17 protein-coding genes and 1 riboswitch are annotated in these 18,058 nt (G+C 37.6%); of the genes, 10 read left to right on the top strand and 7 right to left on the bottom strand.

Going from position 1 to position 18,058, the window contains the following annotated elements; genetic code table 11:
• Positions 1–6: 6 nt before the first annotated feature.
• The 4 genes from AC4BHA_RS12665 to AC4BHA_RS12650 all read right to left on the bottom strand — a co-directional run bounded on the left by AC4BHA_RS12665 (position 7) and on the right by AC4BHA_RS12650 (position 5,944).
• On the bottom strand, positions 7–1,467 hold the full coding sequence (locus AC4BHA_RS12665) for a spore germination protein (RefSeq protein WP_180349987.1): 1,461 nt from the start codon (positions 1,465–1,467) through the stop codon (positions 7–9).
• Between the two features lie 260 nt (positions 1,468–1,727).
• A complete protein-coding gene (locus AC4BHA_RS12660; protein ID WP_490558742.1) occupies positions 1,728–3,191 on the bottom strand; it encodes a hypothetical protein in 1,464 nt (487 codons plus the stop codon).
• Between the two features lie 128 nt (positions 3,192–3,319).
• Complete coding sequence (locus AC4BHA_RS12655; protein ID WP_140461705.1) at positions 3,320–3,730, bottom strand: hypothetical protein; 411 nt, start codon at positions 3,728–3,730, stop codon at positions 3,320–3,322.
• A 132-nt stretch (positions 3,731–3,862) separates the two neighbouring features.
• Complete coding sequence (locus AC4BHA_RS12650; protein ID WP_225983623.1) at positions 3,863–5,944, bottom strand: penicillin-binding transpeptidase domain-containing protein; 2,082 nt, start codon at positions 5,942–5,944, stop codon at positions 3,863–3,865.
• 190 nt (positions 5,945–6,134) lie between these two features.
• Here AC4BHA_RS12650 and AC4BHA_RS12645 point away from each other — a divergent pair, with 190 nt between their 5' ends.
• Both AC4BHA_RS12645 and AC4BHA_RS12640 read left to right on the top strand, forming a co-directional pair.
• Positions 6,135–7,571: an NAD-dependent succinate-semialdehyde dehydrogenase gene (locus AC4BHA_RS12645; RefSeq protein WP_139892322.1), complete on the top strand. Its 1,437-nt coding sequence runs from the start codon at positions 6,135–6,137 to the stop codon at positions 7,569–7,571.
• A gap of 24 nt (positions 7,572–7,595) precedes the next feature.
• Positions 7,596–8,519, top strand: a complete 924-nt coding sequence (locus tag AC4BHA_RS12640; RefSeq protein ID WP_373925484.1) for an MBL fold metallo-hydrolase — start codon at positions 7,596–7,598, stop codon at positions 8,517–8,519.
• Between the two features lie 46 nt (positions 8,520–8,565).
• Here the strand turns inward: AC4BHA_RS12640 and AC4BHA_RS12635 are convergent, their stop codons facing one another.
• Both AC4BHA_RS12635 and AC4BHA_RS12630 read right to left on the bottom strand, forming a co-directional pair.
• Positions 8,566–8,793, bottom strand: a complete 228-nt coding sequence (locus AC4BHA_RS12635) for a sulfurtransferase TusA family protein (RefSeq protein WP_139892323.1) — start codon at positions 8,791–8,793, stop codon at positions 8,566–8,568.
• Between the two features lie 37 nt (positions 8,794–8,830).
• A complete protein-coding gene (locus tag AC4BHA_RS12630) occupies positions 8,831–9,880 on the bottom strand; it encodes a YeeE/YedE thiosulfate transporter family protein (RefSeq protein ID WP_490558741.1) in 1,050 nt (349 codons plus the stop codon).
• Positions 9,881–10,276: 396 nt separating this feature from the next.
• On the opposite strand from AC4BHA_RS12630, the gene AC4BHA_RS12625 reads away from it, so the two are divergent.
• The 5 genes from AC4BHA_RS12625 to AC4BHA_RS12605 all read left to right on the top strand — a co-directional run bounded on the left by AC4BHA_RS12625 (position 10,277) and on the right by AC4BHA_RS12605 (position 14,739).
• Positions 10,277–11,233, top strand: coding sequence for an ABC transporter permease (locus AC4BHA_RS12625; protein ID WP_066106731.1), 957 nt, complete (start codon positions 10,277–10,279; stop codon positions 11,231–11,233).
• Positions 11,220–12,176 (top strand): iron chelate uptake ABC transporter family permease subunit, encoded by a 957-nt coding sequence (locus AC4BHA_RS12620; protein WP_066106734.1) that lies wholly within the window; start codon positions 11,220–11,222, stop codon positions 12,174–12,176. Before AC4BHA_RS12625 ends, AC4BHA_RS12620 begins: the two co-directional genes overlap by 14 nt.
• Positions 12,173–12,937, top strand: a complete 765-nt coding sequence (locus AC4BHA_RS12615) for an iron ABC transporter ATP-binding protein (protein ID WP_066106739.1) — start codon at positions 12,173–12,175, stop codon at positions 12,935–12,937. Before AC4BHA_RS12620 ends, AC4BHA_RS12615 begins: the two co-directional genes overlap by 4 nt.
• Positions 12,938–13,310: 373 nt before the next feature.
• A complete protein-coding gene (locus AC4BHA_RS12610; protein WP_490552350.1) occupies positions 13,311–14,345 on the top strand; it encodes a siderophore ABC transporter substrate-binding protein in 1,035 nt (344 codons plus the stop codon).
• Between the two features lie 61 nt (positions 14,346–14,406).
• Positions 14,407–14,739, top strand: a complete 333-nt coding sequence (locus tag AC4BHA_RS12605; protein WP_490552348.1) for an antibiotic biosynthesis monooxygenase family protein — start codon at positions 14,407–14,409, stop codon at positions 14,737–14,739.
• Positions 14,740–14,845: 106 nt separating this feature from the next.
• Here AC4BHA_RS12605 and AC4BHA_RS12600 read toward each other — a convergent pair whose 3' ends face one another.
• Positions 14,846–15,535 (bottom strand): polysaccharide deacetylase family protein, encoded by a 690-nt coding sequence (locus AC4BHA_RS12600; RefSeq protein WP_066106751.1) that lies wholly within the window; start codon positions 15,533–15,535, stop codon positions 14,846–14,848.
• Positions 15,536–15,685: 150 nt separating this feature from the next.
• Between AC4BHA_RS12600 and AC4BHA_RS12595 the strand changes: the two genes are divergently transcribed.
• The 3 genes from AC4BHA_RS12595 to AC4BHA_RS12585 all read left to right on the top strand — a co-directional run bounded on the left by AC4BHA_RS12595 (position 15,686) and on the right by AC4BHA_RS12585 (position 18,048).
• Entirely contained in the window at positions 15,686–15,988 is a 303-nt protein-coding gene (locus AC4BHA_RS12595; RefSeq protein ID WP_139892327.1) for a DUF6509 family protein, read from the top strand.
• Positions 15,989–16,014: 26 nt separating this feature from the next.
• Positions 16,015–16,208: riboswitch (cobalamin riboswitch) on the top strand.
• A gap of 110 nt (positions 16,209–16,318) precedes the next feature.
• Positions 16,319–17,284, top strand: a complete 966-nt coding sequence (locus tag AC4BHA_RS12590; RefSeq protein WP_139892328.1) for an ABC transporter substrate-binding protein — start codon at positions 16,319–16,321, stop codon at positions 17,282–17,284.
• Between the two features lie 152 nt (positions 17,285–17,436).
• Positions 17,437–18,048, top strand: a complete 612-nt coding sequence (locus AC4BHA_RS12585; RefSeq protein ID WP_490552346.1) for a TetR/AcrR family transcriptional regulator — start codon at positions 17,437–17,439, stop codon at positions 18,046–18,048.
• Positions 18,049–18,058 lie beyond the last annotated feature (10 nt).

The raw sequence follows: 18,058 nt of genomic DNA, 5'->3' as shown, positions 1-18,058 counted from the left end.
GTCCATTTAACTCTCCTTCTTAAATGGTATTTTGAATAGCATTTTCGACAAGCTTTTAAAATTAAACGGCGCGACCGGTGCTAAATAAGGTTTTCCCATAGATTCCAATTCACATAAATGATAGATAATTAAAGTGAATCCAATCGCTATTCCAACTAAGCCAAAAATATAAGTTATAATGATGAGCGGGAAGTTTAGAATACGAATCATTTGTGCGACTTCCTGATTTGGAATAGTAAATGCCGAAATGGCTGTAATCGCAATCACGATTAACATCGTATTAGAAACCAGGTTAGCCTGAACAATTGCAGTACCTATGACCAAAGCACCTACCACACCAATCGTTGGTGAAACGGAACTGGGTAAACGGATGGCGGATTCCTTAAGAAGTTCCAATATGACCACCATAATAAGAGCTTCGATTAAGGGGGAGTAGGGAATGTTCTCCAAAGATCCTTTAACATTTGCTACAAGATTTAACGGGATAATCTCGAAATCAAATGATACAAGAGCGATATAAAATGATGGTAAGGTAATGGCCAGAAATAAGGCAAACAGGCGTAAAATCCGTTCAAATGAGCTTATATAAAAACGGCTTTCAATATCATCCGCTGCATGAAAAAAAGTAAAGAATGTAATTGGCATCAGGAAGACAGTAGAGCTTCCTTCAGTCATTAAGCCAACGGCACCCATTGATAAGTGATGTGCAACCCGATTAGGTTTTTCTGTATTCAAAATTTGCGGAAATGGTGAATAAACTGAGTCTTCTATATAATTTTGAATAACTTCTGTATTGATAGCTGTATCAAGATGAATAGAGTCTAATTTTTTTTCTATTTTTTCTATAACCTCCGGGTCTGCTTTCCCATTTATATAAAAAAGAGCGGCAGTAGCCTTTGGATATGAACCAAGTGTTTTTGTTTTAACCACCAAGTTCTCCGTTTTGACCCTTTTTCTTATCAGATTTAAATTATCTTCAATTTTCTCTACAAACCCTTCATGAGAACCACGTATACTTTGTTCCGATGCAGGTTCCTCAATAGAACGAGTCTTAAAATCTGCTGCTTCTACTAAATAACAGGCTGTATCACCTTCTTTAAACAGAGCAATATTACCGTCGAGCATATTATTAATAATATCTTCAAAACAGGTATAAGCAGAAACATGTGCCACAGGTAAGTTAGCAGGGCTGAGTGAAGAGTTAACCACTAATGGTTCTATCAGAAAATGATCGATAATATCCTTTTTAACGATTGTTTTGATGAATGCCATTCCATATTTGTGATCACCATTTGAGAAATAACGTGTATCGAAATCTTGTGTATTAGAAAAGGCTGTTTTCAGTTTTTCAATATTATCTTCTACATGACAGGTTGTTTGTAAGCTCCGTATATCTGGAGTAGATGCCTCGTTCGATTGTACTTGTTCGTTAGTCTGGTTTGTCGTTCTCTTTTTAAAGAATTTCATATCCATCACCTAAACCTTAATTGATAAACGTTAGTATTAGTTAACTAAGGAATATTATTCAATTGATTGCAGGTGTGCTGGATTATGAATTGCTGCAAAACTTGATTGAAAATAAGATAGCCAAAAGTTATAGTAAGCAAATTAGGCCTTTGATTCATGGATAATTCTGGAGTTAAATCTTTTTGATTTAGTTTAGAGGGGGAGGAATATAAAAACCTCCGTTTACATTGATTTAAACGGAGGTTTATCTGTTATAAAATTTACTTTGTATTTGGATACTCAATTTCCTTTCTCCACTTTTTACGTTCCCTTTTATCCATTATCCATAAAAATACAAATCTAAATCCTAAGATAATGGAGATAAATACACCGGTTAATGTTACAAATAATGCTAAGTATTCGAGCCGATTATAACTCGATAATAAACTGGACCAATTAATATTCCCTTTAAGTTGTTCAGAAACTAAATTCATTCCGAATATTCCAGTTATGACTGAATAGAGGGTTAAAATTTGTAAAAGCATATTGCCTTGTTTGGATGTGAAATTTTCTTGATATTGATTTAAGTTTTGTAGCGTTGCACGTGTATCCTCGAATAAATCGTCTACCTTAAACCTTTCTCTTAGCCGGATAAAAATATCACGGCCCTTAGAGTTGGTTGCCAGTTCAAAAAAATAATAATTGGATGAGAAGGCATTGATGGCATGGATTAATTTTTCTACTTGTTTTGTATCCTGTGAAATTCTCACACGTGAATATTCATTTGCCACCTTAAGCAAAGTGATTTTATGAAATAAAGTGAGCATTAATCCGTAATAGTATTCGCCATAAAAGGTACTGGCAATATTATTAAATGCATCATTAGTACAAGTGGTTATACAAGCAATACCCTGCTCATCGGGTATGTAATAGGTAAACGGTGCCCAACGGGTATAAACGATAGAATCCATATATTGATCAATAAATTGTTGATTATTACAACTAATATATGGCTTTTTATTTGGAGAATACCCATCCAGATTACCTAATCGGTAAATATCGTAATCCTCGATTTTTTCATCAGGTACCAATCCAATCAAGGACTGAACATATAAATGATTATTTTCAAAAAATGGGAAGGATTCAAAGTACGCATTATCCTCAGTACTATCATCCATATATTTTTTTATCTCAGGCATGAGACAATCTAACAAAAAGCGCTCAACATGGTCGAATTCCTGATTTTCGTAGATTATTTTGGAAGTAGGCTGATTTTGTTCCATGATCCTAAATTCTGAAGCAAAATGAATGACTTCAGAAAGATCCAATGATTGACCTTGGTCATCCAAATGAACACGTATGGTTAAAAAACCTAATTGATATGGACATACGGTTATATCAATGGATTCAACTACAAATTTGGTGCTGCAATACTTTGTTTGTAATGTACCAGAAACCAGATACATTTTGGAATACCGTTGAAATCCTTTCCCATCCTCCTTTTTAGGGAATAAAATTCGATTTGTAAAAGGAAGAAAAAAATTCTCCATATTTTCGTGATCTATTTCAAACCTGCCATAGAAATCGTCTTCTTTTTCGAGGTTATCCAGTCTAAACCATTTAAACTGATTTTTTTTCAATTTCTCAACCAAATCATCTTCCTTTCCGCGTATAAGCGAAAATGGGAATACAAATTGGAAGTTGGCACTAGAAACCTGTTTTTCAGTTATCGAGAGCTCTTTCATGAGAAAAATTCCTTTCTAAGTACTTAATAAGCTTATTGAAGGTTTTTACCCTTGAAAGCGTAAAGTTAATCTGGATAAATTTTACGAAAAAAACACACAGATTGGATAAACCTGTGTGTTTTACTCTATTAATATTGGTAATATGGGTTTGAATATTGTGATGGATCTGTGGCAAATTCCTCATAGGAATACGGATCGCGACCTTGAGATGAAAAGCCTCCGTAACCTGATTGTCCTTGACCCCATCCTTGGCCCCACTGCTGTCCTTGCCAGCCGTGATGTGGGAATCCGTGGCCTCCGCCATATCCGTGATGTTGATGATGGTGATGGCCTGGATGGTAAGGCATATGGTGTCCATATCCTCCGCCTGAATAATGAGGGTATCCCATACCGCCGTGATATCCGTGATGATGTTGATGATGGCCCATACCACCACCATAATGACCGTGTTGCCCATGTCCATAACCGCTGCCATAATAGCCTTGTTGTCTCATTTCATGTGGGAAATTTACATTTTGCTGATCATATTCATTTGGCATTCCATTCACTCCTTCTGAACTGGTTCCTTATAGTATATGTGTCTATATAAAGAAGGAGCTTATTCGTCTAAAAGATGGGCGATGGCTCAAACAGAATGTATTGTATTATTTCCTTTTGTATGGTTTGTCTCTTTAATTTGCTTCCTTCTCTTTTTCCGTTCCAAAGTAGGCTCTAAATACCTTTTTCCCAATATCCATATTCATACGATGTCCATTTGATTGATACGCCCACGGTACTACAACGCTTATAGCGATTTCCGGATTATCATGTGGTGCGTACGCAGCAAATGTGATATTCCATGTTTCCGGTTGTTCGGTTCCTGGTGTCCATTTTGGTCCATCATAGAAGGCTTCTGCTGTACCTGTCTTGCCAGCTGGTCTATATGGTTCTCTACCCATTTCTTTGTATCCGGTTCCTGTTGACGTTTGGGTAACAAGCCGTAACCCTTCTTTAACACGATTAATCCAATCTTCATTCATACTCAATTGGTTTTGGAATTTAGGTTCAATTTCTTGGAAGATTGGTCCAAGTTTTCCTTTTTCAAGTACTGGTTCACGAAGCTCCTTAACAACACGAGGCTGAATACGATATCCACCATTGGCGATGGTAGAGATATATTGCGCAAGCTGCAACGGAGTATATGTGTCATATTGCCCGATCGCCAAGTCCATCAGTTTACCGGCACCCAATTCTGTCCCCTTGTAGCCAATTTGTTCTCCGGGCAGATCGATACCTGTTCGTTTACCCAATCCAAACTCATAGAAATGATTTCGCATCATATCAAATGCTTCAGGTTTTACAGATAATGGTCCGTTCGGAACATAATTGCCTTCACCAATTGCAATAGCTGTTTTAAACATATACACATTGGATGATCGCTGTAAGGCAGTTAAGTCAGAAACGTACCCCATATTTGTATAGGATTTTTTTATCGGTGTTTCTTTTATGATCATTGGAGCATCATATAGAGTGGTTCCGGGATTAAGAACCCCTTCCTGATAACCGGTTAATACGGTGGCTGCTTTGACTGCCGACCCCATTGCATATGCAGTTGTATAAGTCCCTTGGGCAAAGTCCTTCATTTCATATTTATTTTTTTCGTCATCCCAAACATATTGTTTGCCTGCTAACGCTAATATTTCGCCAGTATTAGGATTCATGGCTACAACAAATGCTCGATCAAGATAAGGTGCATAATACGCTGCTTTTTTAGCTCTTAACTCTTCTTCAATAATGGTTTCCACTTTCTTTTGGAAATCTATGTCAATTGTCAGAACTAGGTCCTTTCCACGTTGACCATCACTAAGTTCTTCTATGGATAAAATATTTCCGCTTTTATCGAGTTTGTTTTTTGACTTAGCTTTTTGGCCATGTAAAATATCTTCATATTGAAGTTCAAGGTTTGAAACACCGACACGCTCGTTAAGACTGTATCCACGGGAAGAATAATATTCGACCTTTTCCTTTGGGAGACCTTCATCAGATGAGGTTGTTCTGCCAAGGATAGATCTTAAAGTACTGTCAAGCGGATATGCACGATTCCAATCGACTGAGGTATCGACTCCAGGCAATTCATCCAGATTTTCAGTGACCCGAGCCATTTCTTCATCGGTGACATCCTTATTCTTAACAATTTGTGGAGTCAAGTATGTTCCGCTGTTAAACTTACGGAAAATAGCGAGAGTTTTTAACTCTGCCTTTGTGAATGAAGATAACTCTTCTTCAGTGATACGCTCGAGCTGAAGTTTATATAATTCTTTATCCTTCTTATCAGAAAGCTCTTTTTTTGTTACTTTTTTCCCTGCTACCTTCGGATTCATAATAATCCAAAAGTCCTTGAGGTCCCGTTCTTTTATATCTTCCAGGTCATCTTTACTAATATCGATTAATTCAGATAGTTTCTCGGCTGTCTCTACCATTTCCTTTGTTTTTGCTGTTTTACTGCGCGTATAGGTGATTGCATTGACAGGTTGATTATCAACTATTAATTTATGATTTTTATCATAAATCAGGCCGCGTGGTACAGGTTTGTTAATGGTGATATCCTCTGTCCTTTCGACTTCTTTCTTGAAGGATTCACCATGAGCAATCTGTAAAAATCCTAATCGTAAAATTAAGGCTGTGAATAGTAAAAAGACAACAAAAAGTAATATATTTGTTCGCGTATTAACGGATTGCTTTTTTTTCTTTTTCTTTCGTTGGGGATTCTTCAATCTCTCAACCTCCAAAAATTATAAAAAATGTCTTATTTTCATTTTAATGGATTAATATGGATATTACTATTGATTTTGTTCTATTTTCATATTCAATTCGCAAGGGCGAAACAAATGATTGTTTTTAGATGAAAAAGAATGGGAAACTAGTAAATAGTATCTTTTTTACTTTAGGGAGGGGAATATAGGGATGAAGAGTATATGCTTTCCACAACAAATGTATATTAATGGAGAATGGAGAGACAGTGAAAATACAATAAATGTATATAATCCAGCTACATGCGAGGTGATAGGAAGCGTTCCGAATGGATCTGAATCTGATGCAAAGGATGCGGTTGAGGCAGCTTATAAGAGTGGAGTGGCATGGTCAAAATTTACTGCAGAGGAGCGGAGTACAAAACTCCGGGAATGGTCCAGATTAATAGATGTACATATAGATGAATTAGCAGAAATTATGACGCTTGAGCAGGGTAAACCATTTGAAGAGGCGAAAGGGGAATTACGCTACGCCAACAGTTTTATTACCTGGTTTGCTGAAGAGGGTAGACGTGTATACGGCGAGACAATCCCGGCATCTTCACCTAATAAACGGATATTCGTTCAAAAACAGCCTGTCGGGGTGATAGCAGCGATTACACCTTGGAATTTTCCGGCTGCCATGATTACGAGAAAAGTGGCACCGGCATTGGCAGCAGGATGTACGGTTGTTCTGAAGCCATCTGAAGAAACACCATTCACAGCCTTGAAATTGATTGAGTTGGCTGAAAAAGCTGATATCCCTGCCGGAGTCATTAATATTGTTACAGGTGATGCAAAGCGTATCGTGTCTGTTTGGCAGAAGGATTCAAGAGTCCGCAAAATTACATTCACCGGTTCGACTGAAGTAGGGAAGATTTTAATGAAAGATGCTGCAGATACGGTGAAGAAGATTTCTCTCGAACTAGGAGGACTTGCGCCTTTTATTGTAACAAAGCATGCTGATATTGAAAAAGCAGTTCAGGGAGCAATCGATTCCAAATTCCGTAATGCGGGTCAGACGTGTGTATGCGCCAACCGGATATTTGTCCAACAATCAATTATGGATGAATTTACTAATCTATACACGGAAAAAGTCAAACAATTAAAGGTAGGCAATGGATTGATAAAGGGAAATAATATTGGCCCGCTCATAAATGAGGAAGCTGTAAAAAAGGTTATGTCACACCTCGATGATGCGAAAGAAAAGGGCGCAACCATTCTTACAGGTGGATATGTTCCGAAAGACATGCCGGGACATTTTATAACTCCTGCAATTATCTCGGGTGCGACTGATGATATGCTGTGTATGAAAGAAGAAACCTTTGGCCCAATTGCTCCAATTTCAGTGTTTGATCAAGTTGAAGAAGCGGTAGAACGTGCAAATCATACACCATTTGGATTGGCTGCTTATGTTTTCTCGGATAATATTCGGGAGGCTGTTTGGATAGCTGAAAATCTGGAATATGGGATTGTTGGAGTTAATGATGGGTTGCCTTCAACAGCGCAGGCACCTTTTGGAGGATTTAAAGAGAGTGGACTGGGCAGAGAAGGAAGCCATTATGGAATAGATGAATATTTAGAGATTAAATACATTTCACTGGGTTTATAAAGAAGAGTGAGGGATTGTATCTATATGATGAAAAAATTTGAAAATCTTGATCGCGTAGGGAATGATCATACATTTCTGGATATGTATCGGTGGAATAAAGAACGGCGGAGAAAACAAAAGGATTTAAAAACTCAAATTAGCCGTGTTGATAACCCGCAGATTGAGGAGCTAAAAAGAAATCAATCCCGAACTTCTATAACCTGGATTGGCCATTCAACCTTTTTAATTCAAATGGCAGGGATAAATATTTTGACTGACCCAGTTTGGGCGAGGCGGATGGGTGTTCAAACCCGACTGACAGAACCGGGTTTGAAGATAGATGACCTACCATCAATCGATGCCGTTTTAATTTCTCATGGACATTATGATCATCTGGATTTCCCGACCATCCAAAAATTGAAGGGTGACCCGGTTTATTATGTACCCATTGGTCTGGGAAAAGCTTTCTTAAAAAGAGGGTATGGGAAAGTTCATGAAGCAAACTGGTGGGAGACATTCGTACATGGAGATGTATCTTTTCATTTTGTTCCTGCGCAGCATTGGACAAGACGAGGGGCTTTTGATATGAATACTTCCCACTGGGGAGGATGGGTGATTGAAAAAGTCAATACATCTGAAAAGGTCTATTTTGTTGGAGACACAGGTTATTTCAGAGGATTTAAAGATATAGCGGAGAAGTTCCAAATCAATTATGTACTTATGCCAATTGGAGCATATGAGCCTGAATGGTTTATGGCAAGCTCTCATATTAATCCTGAAGATGCTATCAAAGCATTTTTAGAATTGAAGGGGGACTATTTTATCCCTATGCATTACGGTGCCTATCGATTGGCTGATGATACAGGACCAGAAGCATTAGAGCGATTGTTGGATGAGTGGAGCAGGAGACAGTTGCAGAAAGAACAATTGAAGGCATTACTAATAGGAGAGACTTTGTGGGGGAATTAACAAGGGGCAGTCGCTAATATATTTATGCGACTGCCCCTTGTTTAATTTATTGGCCTTTTTTCAAGACGATTTGCCATTCGGCACTGCCTGTTTGTTCAAAATTAGTAATCTCATGACCTTCTTTTGCGGCCCAGCGCGGAATGCTTTCTGTTCCTTGGGTGCAATCAAAATTGATGATTAATTCTTCGCCAACAGCCATTTCTACCATTGCCACTTTCGCCTCTTCTAGTGGGAAGGGGCAAACCATTCCGTTTGTCTCGAGTACTTTTGCCATAATGTATACCCTCCTATTAAATTAGGCCACCGCTGTATTACCGGTACCTGCTTTTTGTTTTTTTTTGTTTTCGGATAATTGTAAAGTAAGTAGCCGTCCATGTTCCTAATAAGAAGAAGACAACAGCAACCCAGCCTTGCCAAGTAAACAGAGCAGTATTTACAAGCCCATTTCCGATGGTACATCCGCCTGCAAGCGATGCACCAAAGCCCATGATAAGTCCACCGCTAGCATTGTATGCAAGTGTTCTTTTATCCGGAAGGCGCCATTTGAATTCATTGCTGCCGCGAGCGGCAATATAGGATCCAAGGCCAATACCAAGTACAAGGAAAACTCCCCAGTTTAATAGGGATGTATCACCATTAACAAAGAATGTTAACAACTGTGCGGTTGGAGTTGTGATCCCAAGACCGGCCATTCGCCCTGTTGCTTCACTTAAAGGCCATGCAAGAATAGCGATGAGGCCAACGAGCAGCGCCGTGATGAATGGATGCCAGCGTTTCTCAAATAAAATATGGGCAATCCCTGTTTTCTGTTGTTTCATTTTAAAGGATGGCAGCTTAGGCTGTTTTAAGTTACGGTATACGAAAAATCCAATAAGTAATGCAAAAGCAATGACAAGTACCCATGGAGATAGGTTGAAAGTTTCATGGATATACGTATCGCTGGTTCTATAGGATAGTACATTTCCGCCCACAGCGCTTAATATCCCAAACTTAGTCATTGCGGCACCAAGTGCATAGCCGCCTAATGCAATCCAGCTCCCAATTAACCCTTCACCAGCCCGATACCAAGTACCAGTAGCACATCCTCCGGCTAGAACCATACCAATTCCGAAGATAAATCCGCCAACAATCGTTCCTAACCACGGAAATGCATCCGCTTGGATGGTGATGATTCCGTTAGCTGCAAGTGCATATACACCAATTGCCTGAATGGCAATAACGATCATGGTTGCGAGAAACATGCGTCCATCCCTAGCGAGAAGCAGGTCACGGTATGCTCCGACAACACAAAAACGTCCTCTTTGTAAGACAAAGCCTAAGAGAAGTCCGACGATAAGGCCATAACTAATAATTTGTATCATGATGAGATCCCTCCGTTGTTTGGATAGATGTATATTACAATAAACCTTATAAGATTACTACGAATTAAAGGAAGATTGTATAAAAATGATTCTTAAGTAGGAGTTTAAATGGATTTCACCTGTAACTTAGTAGGAATGCCTTTTTTGAGTTTTTATTACAAAAGCCTAAGTTGATGAAACCTTTCAGCGATCGTTGGGTTAAAGGAATATTATTTTAGAAGCAATTTTACAGGTGCTTAAAATCGTTACAATTTTCCTGAATTTTCATTTTATCATTGGTAATGATTATCACTAGATGTTGATTTTACTATTTTCATTGACTATAATTAAAGACGACTCAATAATGATTATCATTATCAGTAATGTTGTTGAGAAACTAATTTGATGGGGATTTCAATGAGACTATGGATGTTAGTATTAGTAACTATTATCCTATCCTTTATTTCGCTATTTATAGGGGCTATTGATATTAAACCGAGTGATTTACTAGATTTAGATTCAGACAAGACGCAAATCTTCTTGATGAGTCGATTACCACGGTTAATGGCCATTATTTTAGCTGGTGCAGGAATGGGAATTGCGGGCTTAATTATGCAAAGCTTAAGCCGAAACAAGTTTGTATCACCGACAACGGCTGGTACGCTAGATGCAGCAAAACTAGGTGTCATTGTCTCTATGGTGTTTTTTACTAATATGTCCTATATGGGGCAAATACTATTTAGTTTTGCATTCGCATTAATTGGTACATTTATTTTTATGAATTTACTTGAGCGCATTAAATTCAAAGATGTCATATTCGTCCCTCTTATCGGAATTATGTACGGTAATATCATCGGGGCGATTTCAACATTCATTGGATATGAAGCGGATGTTCTGCAAAATGTAGATACGTTTTTCTTGGGGAGTTTTACCTTGATCGTTTCAGGACGCTATGAACTGTTGTATGTAGCGGTTCCAGCAATTATCATTGCTTATCTATATGCAAATAAATTCACAGTAGCTGGTATGGGTGAGGATTTTGCGAAAAACCTGGGTTTAAGTTATCGTACAGTGTTAAACATTGGTCTAGTTATCGTAGCGGTAATTTCTACAACAGTCATTTTAACGGTAGGGATTATTCCGTTTTTAGGGTTGATTGTACCAAATCTGGTTTCCCTTTATCTGGGCGATAATTTACGTAAAACAATCCCTCATACAATATTCATGGGGGCGGCATTCTTATTGGCATGTGATATTCTAAGCCGATTGATTGTCCATCCATATGAGATACCTGTAAATACTACAGTTGCAGTAATTGGCAGTGCGATCTTCTTAATTATGTTGTTTAGGGGGAAAGCATATGCGAAAAAATAGTGTAAAGCTAATTATTTTAGCTGTTATTGCAATTGGATGTATGGCTTTATTTGCTTTCTATAATATTCAGGGCGGTTTTAGTTACGCCTTTCCAAAGCGTATTGAGCGCATAGTTGCTATGGTTATTACCGGAACGGCAATTGCGTATGCAAGTGTTATATTCCAAACCATTACACATAACCGTTTATTAACACCATCTGTTATGGGGATCGACTCGATGTATGAAGTCGTTCAAACTGTCATTTATTTTACGGCAGGGTCGGCTTCAATCTTCGTTGTAAGCCGTTACTTAAACTTTAGTGTAGCAATCATTGCGATGGTAGTATTCGCATTGATTTTGTATCGTTTTTTATTCAGGGCAGATAAATATCCAATTTTTCTTCTATTATTAGCAGGTATGATACTTGGAACATTACTCGGAAGTCTGGTAACGTTCATGCAAGTTCTAATTGATCCTGTGGAATATGAAAGTTTGCAAGCTCGCTTGTTTGCCAGCTTTATGAACGTGAAGACGGAATTACTGAGCATTGCTATTGTTATTTTATGTACCGCCTTTATATATGGCTATCGGTTATTACGTGATTTAGATGTTGTATCACTAGGTCGAGATAACGCGATTAATCTTGGTGTCGCCTATGATAAAATCGTGCTGAAAGTGCTGATTCTATCGTCTATTTTAATCGCTACTTCTACCGCACTGGTTGGACCTGTAACATTTTTAGGATTAATTGTGGCGAATTTAGCCTATCAATATTTGGCTACATATAAGCATTCGATATTAATCATTGGGGCAAGCTTGATCAGTATTATTGCGCTTGTCGGAGGACAATTTCTTGTTCAGCATGTTTTCCATTTGAATACAACGATTAGTGTCGTTATTAACTTTGTCGGTGGGATTTACTTTATTTACTTATTACTAAGGGAAAGTAGGAAAGCAGGATGATTGATATTAAAGGGCTTTCTAAAAGCTTTGGGAAAAAATCTGTTATTGAAAATGTAACATTGCAAATCCAACCAAGAGCTATCACTTCTTTTATTGGTCCAAATGGCGCTGGTAAATCAACGTTATTATCAATGGTGAGCCGTCTCTTAGATGCTGATACAGGTGAAGTATTTTTAGATCAAACTGACGTTAAGAAAATGAAATCAGATGCTTTTGCAAAGCGGGTGGCTATTTTAAGGCAGACCAATCACTTGAATATTCGTTTAACCGTACGCGAGCTTGTTTCTTTTGGACGCTATCCATATTCAAAAGGGCGGCTGAATGCAGATGATGAACGAATTGTAGACCAAGCACTGGAGTATTTAAATTTAACAGATATGCAGGATAAGCTGTTGGATGAGTTATCAGGCGGTCAAAAACAACGTGCCTTTATTTCAATGGTTATTGCACAAGATACGGATTATATTTTATTAGATGAGCCATTAAACAATCTGGATATGAAACACTCTGTGCAAATTATGAAAATACTGCGCAAGCTGGTAGATGAGTTAGGGAAAACGGTTGTAATTGTCTTGCATGATATCAACTTTGCTTCTGTATACTCTGATCGCATAGTGGCGTTAAAGGATGGGCGTCTGATAAAGGACGGTCCAGCGCATGAGATTATTAACTCAGAATCCTTGCGTGATGTATATGACATGCATATTCCTGTACAAGAGCAAGATGGATGTCGTATATGTGTATACTTTAATTCACATTAGATTCTAAAATAGATTCTGGCCTTATATTTTTGGAACAATTGACAGCAGCAAAATCTTGTTCAAGTTAAGGGTCATACACTTAAGTTTCCATGAGGACTCTAAAATAGATTTTATTTTGGAGTCTTTTTTTTGTTAAGTATTTCTTTCGATAAGGATTTTTTATCTGATATTTAACTTTTTAAGGGGAGAAAATCACGAGAAGAATACGTAGTCATCTATGTCTAATTCTCGTTGGATCAGATGAAATAATAAAATTATTATCAAACACTTCAAAAGTGTTGACATATTTTGTGATTCTCATTTAGAATGAGAATGTCGATTGAAAATGATAATCGTTTTCAATTGAAGTACATATTTAGGGGGAGAACGAAGAATGAAGAAGTGGAAAATTTTAACTGCTATGGCGGCGTTAACATTAGCGCTGACAGCTTGTAATACAGGCGATGAGTCAACAACAGGGGACTCTTCTGAGACAAAACAAACAGAAGAAAAAGGAACTACTGAAAGTTCTAAATTCCCAATGACAGTATCTTCCTTAACCGATTCTCGTGAAGACGAAGAAGGTAAAACAACTACTTTTGAAGAAGTAAAATTAGATAAAATGCCAGAACGCATTGTAGCTCTTGATTATGGCTTTTTAGATACACTTGATGCATTAGGTGTTGAAGGAATCGTAGGCGTAGCTGCTGGTGGCGGTAAAGGAAATATGCCAGCGCATTTAAAAGAAAAATATGTTGCTGAGGGTGTTGCCGATGTTGGTACACTAAAGCAAATCGATTTTGAAGCAGTAGCAGCTGCTGAGCCGGATGTTATTTTCATCTCTGGTCGTCAAACACCATTTTATGAACAATTAAAAGAAATCACACCTAACGTTATTTTCATTGGTTCTGACAATGATAATTACATAGAGGCTGTATATGAAACAGTTGATTTAGCAGCTCAAATCTTTGATAAAGAAGAAAAAGGCAAAGAATTGAAAGCTTCATTACAAGAAAAAGTTGATGCAGTAAAAGAAAAAGCTGCTGGTTATGAAAATGCATTGGTAGCGATGTACAATGACAAGAAAATCTCCGGTTTCGACAATGGTGAAGATTCACGTTTCGCATATGTATATAATGACTTTGGCTTCAAGCCAGCAACAACTGATATCGAAGCATCTTCCCACGGTTCTGATTTCTCTTATGAGTCAATCCTTTCTGTTGATCCAGAAGTATTGTTAATTATCGACCGTACTGCTTCTGATGTAGAAACAATTAAAAAAGATATTGAAAATGATATTATCAAAAAAACTAGTGCTTACAAAGAAGGCAAAATTGTCTACTTAGACGGTGTTAACTGGTACTTCTCAAGTAACGGTGTAACGACTGAAGCAGAAAAATTAGATGAAATCTTAAATGAATTAAAATAATCTTCATAACAAGGAGCATGTCTCAAGTGGGGCATGCTCCTTTAATAAGGAGCGATTAGGTATGTTTGTTCAAATTCGTAAATGGATAGTGACAGAGGGCAATTCAGGCAAGGTATTGGAACGCTTCAAAAAGAAGCCAGATCAAGGTCCGTCGTTAATTGAGCAGCGTGAAGGCTTTATAAGTCGGGAGTTGTTAGTGAAAAAAACAACGCGTGGGGAAGAAGAAGTTGTCATGATTATCCGCTGGGAATCAGAGGAAGCATGGAAAGCATGGGAAAAGAGTCCTGAGCATATCGCTGGTCATAAAGCGAAAATCAAGGAGCACGGAGGTAAGCCTCCAAAGCCGGAATACGTAATCAATATGGAACATGGCAATTACATTGTAGTCGAATAAAAAAACAAAACGCCCCTAAATAAGGGCGTTTGTTTTATAATGTAAACCTTATTTCAAGTTAGAAAAGAAGCGTTACAGAATGATGGCCAGCAATTGTTTATCATTTTTAAAATTCAAAAGTTGGTGTGGACTCATCCATTATTTTAAAGGTGTATCCTTTATGTTTCAGACGGCGAATGATTTCCGGAAGCCCATCCACGATTGTTGTATTGCCGTTAAAATCATGCAGGAGGATATAGAGATTTTCTTTTTCACCTACCCCTTGCATAATTAATTTAAGTAATTTTTTTTCTGGAATTGGAGGATTTAATCCATCGTTAGCATCGCAGTTCCAATCATAATATTTATATCCTCTTTTTATTACCTCAGTCTTTAATTGATCCATTAAATCAGTCCCGGCATATTGTTTTGCGACATAGTTATTGGAGCCGCCGGGGAATCGTAGGATTTTCGGGCTTACGCCTACTTCCCTTTCCAAAAATTCTTCCAGTTGAGTAATGTCTTTAAAAAAAGTATCCTTGGATCGATAGATTTTGGAATAATTATGAGAATAGGAATGCAGTCCAAGAGCGTGTCCATTTTTTACGATATCTTTATATAAATACATATGTCCCGGGCTGGCTGTTCCCGTTACAAAAAAGGTTGCCTTAACATCCTGAACTTTGAGGATATCGAGGATTTCCTGTGTGATGTTTGAGGGACCATCATCAAAACTGAGGTAGGCTGTCTTTGCAAATGTTTCAGATGGAATAAGAAGCTGGATAATGAGCAATGTGAGAACAGATAGAGTACGCATAATAAACTCCTATGGATTAAGTGATTTTAATATAGTTTTTGATTCTTGTTAAAAAATATTCCTAAACGGAGTTGAATAATTGGGTAAAATGTTTAATAAAGAGATTGAACATGTATAATAGACATAAGCATTTTAGAAAGGTTGATAAAGATGATCGAGATACAAAGTTATACAGTTGAGAAACTGGAAGACCCGTTTGGTATCCTTTCTGGAGAAAGGTTCGAATATGTACTGGAGATTTCCGTTCCCGAGGAAGATGAACTATATACCGATAAGGGTCTTCTGTTGCGTGTTATATATGTAATGGATGAAAATCAGGACCAAATTTCAAAATATGAGTTTATAGAAAGTGAAACACAAAGTATTTTGGATTTTGAGCTTGAGGAAGATGAATTATCGATGGTTTTACAATTTTGCAGGGAACATACTGATGTTGAATATGAAGAAGAATGAAGATAGCTGATTATATAAAAAATATAAATATTGAATAGTGTAAGAGTGCCTTATTTATTAGGATAATAGGGAAACCGGTGCAAATCCGGTGCAGCCCCCGCTACTGTATACGCGGATGAAATGATTTGTAAACCACCGGCTCTTTGTTTAGAGCATGGGAAGGTAAATCAGAGTAAATTGATGCGTCAGCCAGGAGACCTGCTCTTTCTTTTGTATGTACTATTTTTCGGAGGGAAAAGTAGGCGTCCAATCCTGTTATTATAATGTGGATTTTCGCCTTAGCTTTTTTCGAGCTAAGGCTTTTTTATTATGTTGGAAAGGGGAATAACTATGCTAAAAAAGCAAAACTATTTATTTTTATTTATGCTAATGCTTACGCTATCTATGTTAATGTTTGGGTGTTCGTCAACTGAAGATGACTCAAACCAGAAGAAAGAGGTTTCTGAATCAACGTCCACAGCCTTTCCTGTTGAGGTAAGGGATGGATCCGGAGAAAGCATCAAGATTGAGGAAAAGCCGGACACGATCGTATCCTTGCTGCCAAGCAATACTGAAACGGCCTATGCACTAGGTCTTGGAGAGAAAATCATTGGTGTATCAGATTATTGTAATTTTCCTACAGAAGCTGCTGACAAACCTAAGGTCGGCGGGTTAGAAATCAATATTGAAAAAGTGTTGGAATTAAATCCGGATCTTTTATTGCTTTCTGCCAGTCATTTTAATAATGCTAAGGATACCATTAAACAATTCCAGACAGCTGGTATTGATGTTATTATCGTACCTGACGCCAATTCGTTTGATGGTGCATATGGAACAATTGAATTGATTGCTAAAGCAACCGGAACATCAGACAAAGCTGATGAAATTATTTCGGATATGAAAAAAGAAGTAGCAGAAATTAAAGAGAAAGCAAGTGCTATAAAAGATAAGAAGAAGGTTTGGATTGAAGTATCTTCCTCACCGGATTTATATACAGCGGCTAACGGAACCTATATAGACGAAATGCTTGATATCATTCAGGCAGAGAATATTGCCGCTGATCAAGAGGGTTGGGTAACAATGAATGAAGAACAAGTCATTGATCGCAATCCTGATGTTATTCTTACTACATATGGCTATTATATTGAAAATCCAGAAGAAAAGGTATATGGAAGAAAAGCTTGGTCCGAGGTACCTGCCGTTCAAAATAAGCAGGTTTATGATGTAGATAATGACACAGTGTCAAGACCGGGACCACGTTTAACAGAAGGCTTGCAATTGATAGCTGAAAAAATCTATCCTGAAATATTTAAATAAACATTTTCATTTAAGAGCCGCCCATTTTACTTTGGGAGGCTCTTTTTTTGTTGAAGAAAATAAATTAAATTTTCTAACAATTTTGTTGAAATTTCCCTTTTGTGTAGGTATGATGATACCAATACGTATTCGTACTCACACATGGGATTGGAATGATAAGAATGTTATATGTAAATGACCTGCCGACCGAAGCAAGAGATAAAATGCTATATGCAGCCCTGCAATTATTCACTACAAGAGGTTACAAGAATACATCAGTTCTGGACATAGTTGAGTATGCACATGTCTCGAAAACAACGTTCTACCAACAATTCGGCAATAAAGAGACTTTGATTGTTGCACTTTGTGAAAGTTTGATTGGAGAAGTTGCAGAAGAGATTAAGCTTGCAGCTTTACGGGAACCACGCATTGGTTATAAAGCATATGCCGGAATTCTTCGCTATTTGGAAATTTGCTTTTCCAATAAGGCTGTTGCCAATTTTATTTTACTCGAATCAGTCGGAGTTTCTTTCGAAGTAGAACTGGTCAGACGAGAAGCACTTAAAAGTTTCGCAGATCTTATCTTTTTTTTTGCTTACCAGGAGTTTCCGGAGAATGTGAATGAACAGGAAGTTAGGATCATCTCTCAGGCAATGGTTGGAGCAATCAATGAGGTCGTCATTCAAAAATTCCGGGAACCAAATCACCAAAAGACAGATGTAGAATATCTTGCTAGATTATTAAACCGATTGGTCATGCGCTCATTTAGCAGTCTCTCAAATTAATAAACTATTG

The sequence above is a fragment of the Pradoshia sp. Z3_51 genome, assembly GCF_058215915.1.
The sequence above is the reverse complement of the archived record's forward strand: the minus strand, read 5'-3'. Positions and strand labels throughout refer to the sequence as shown.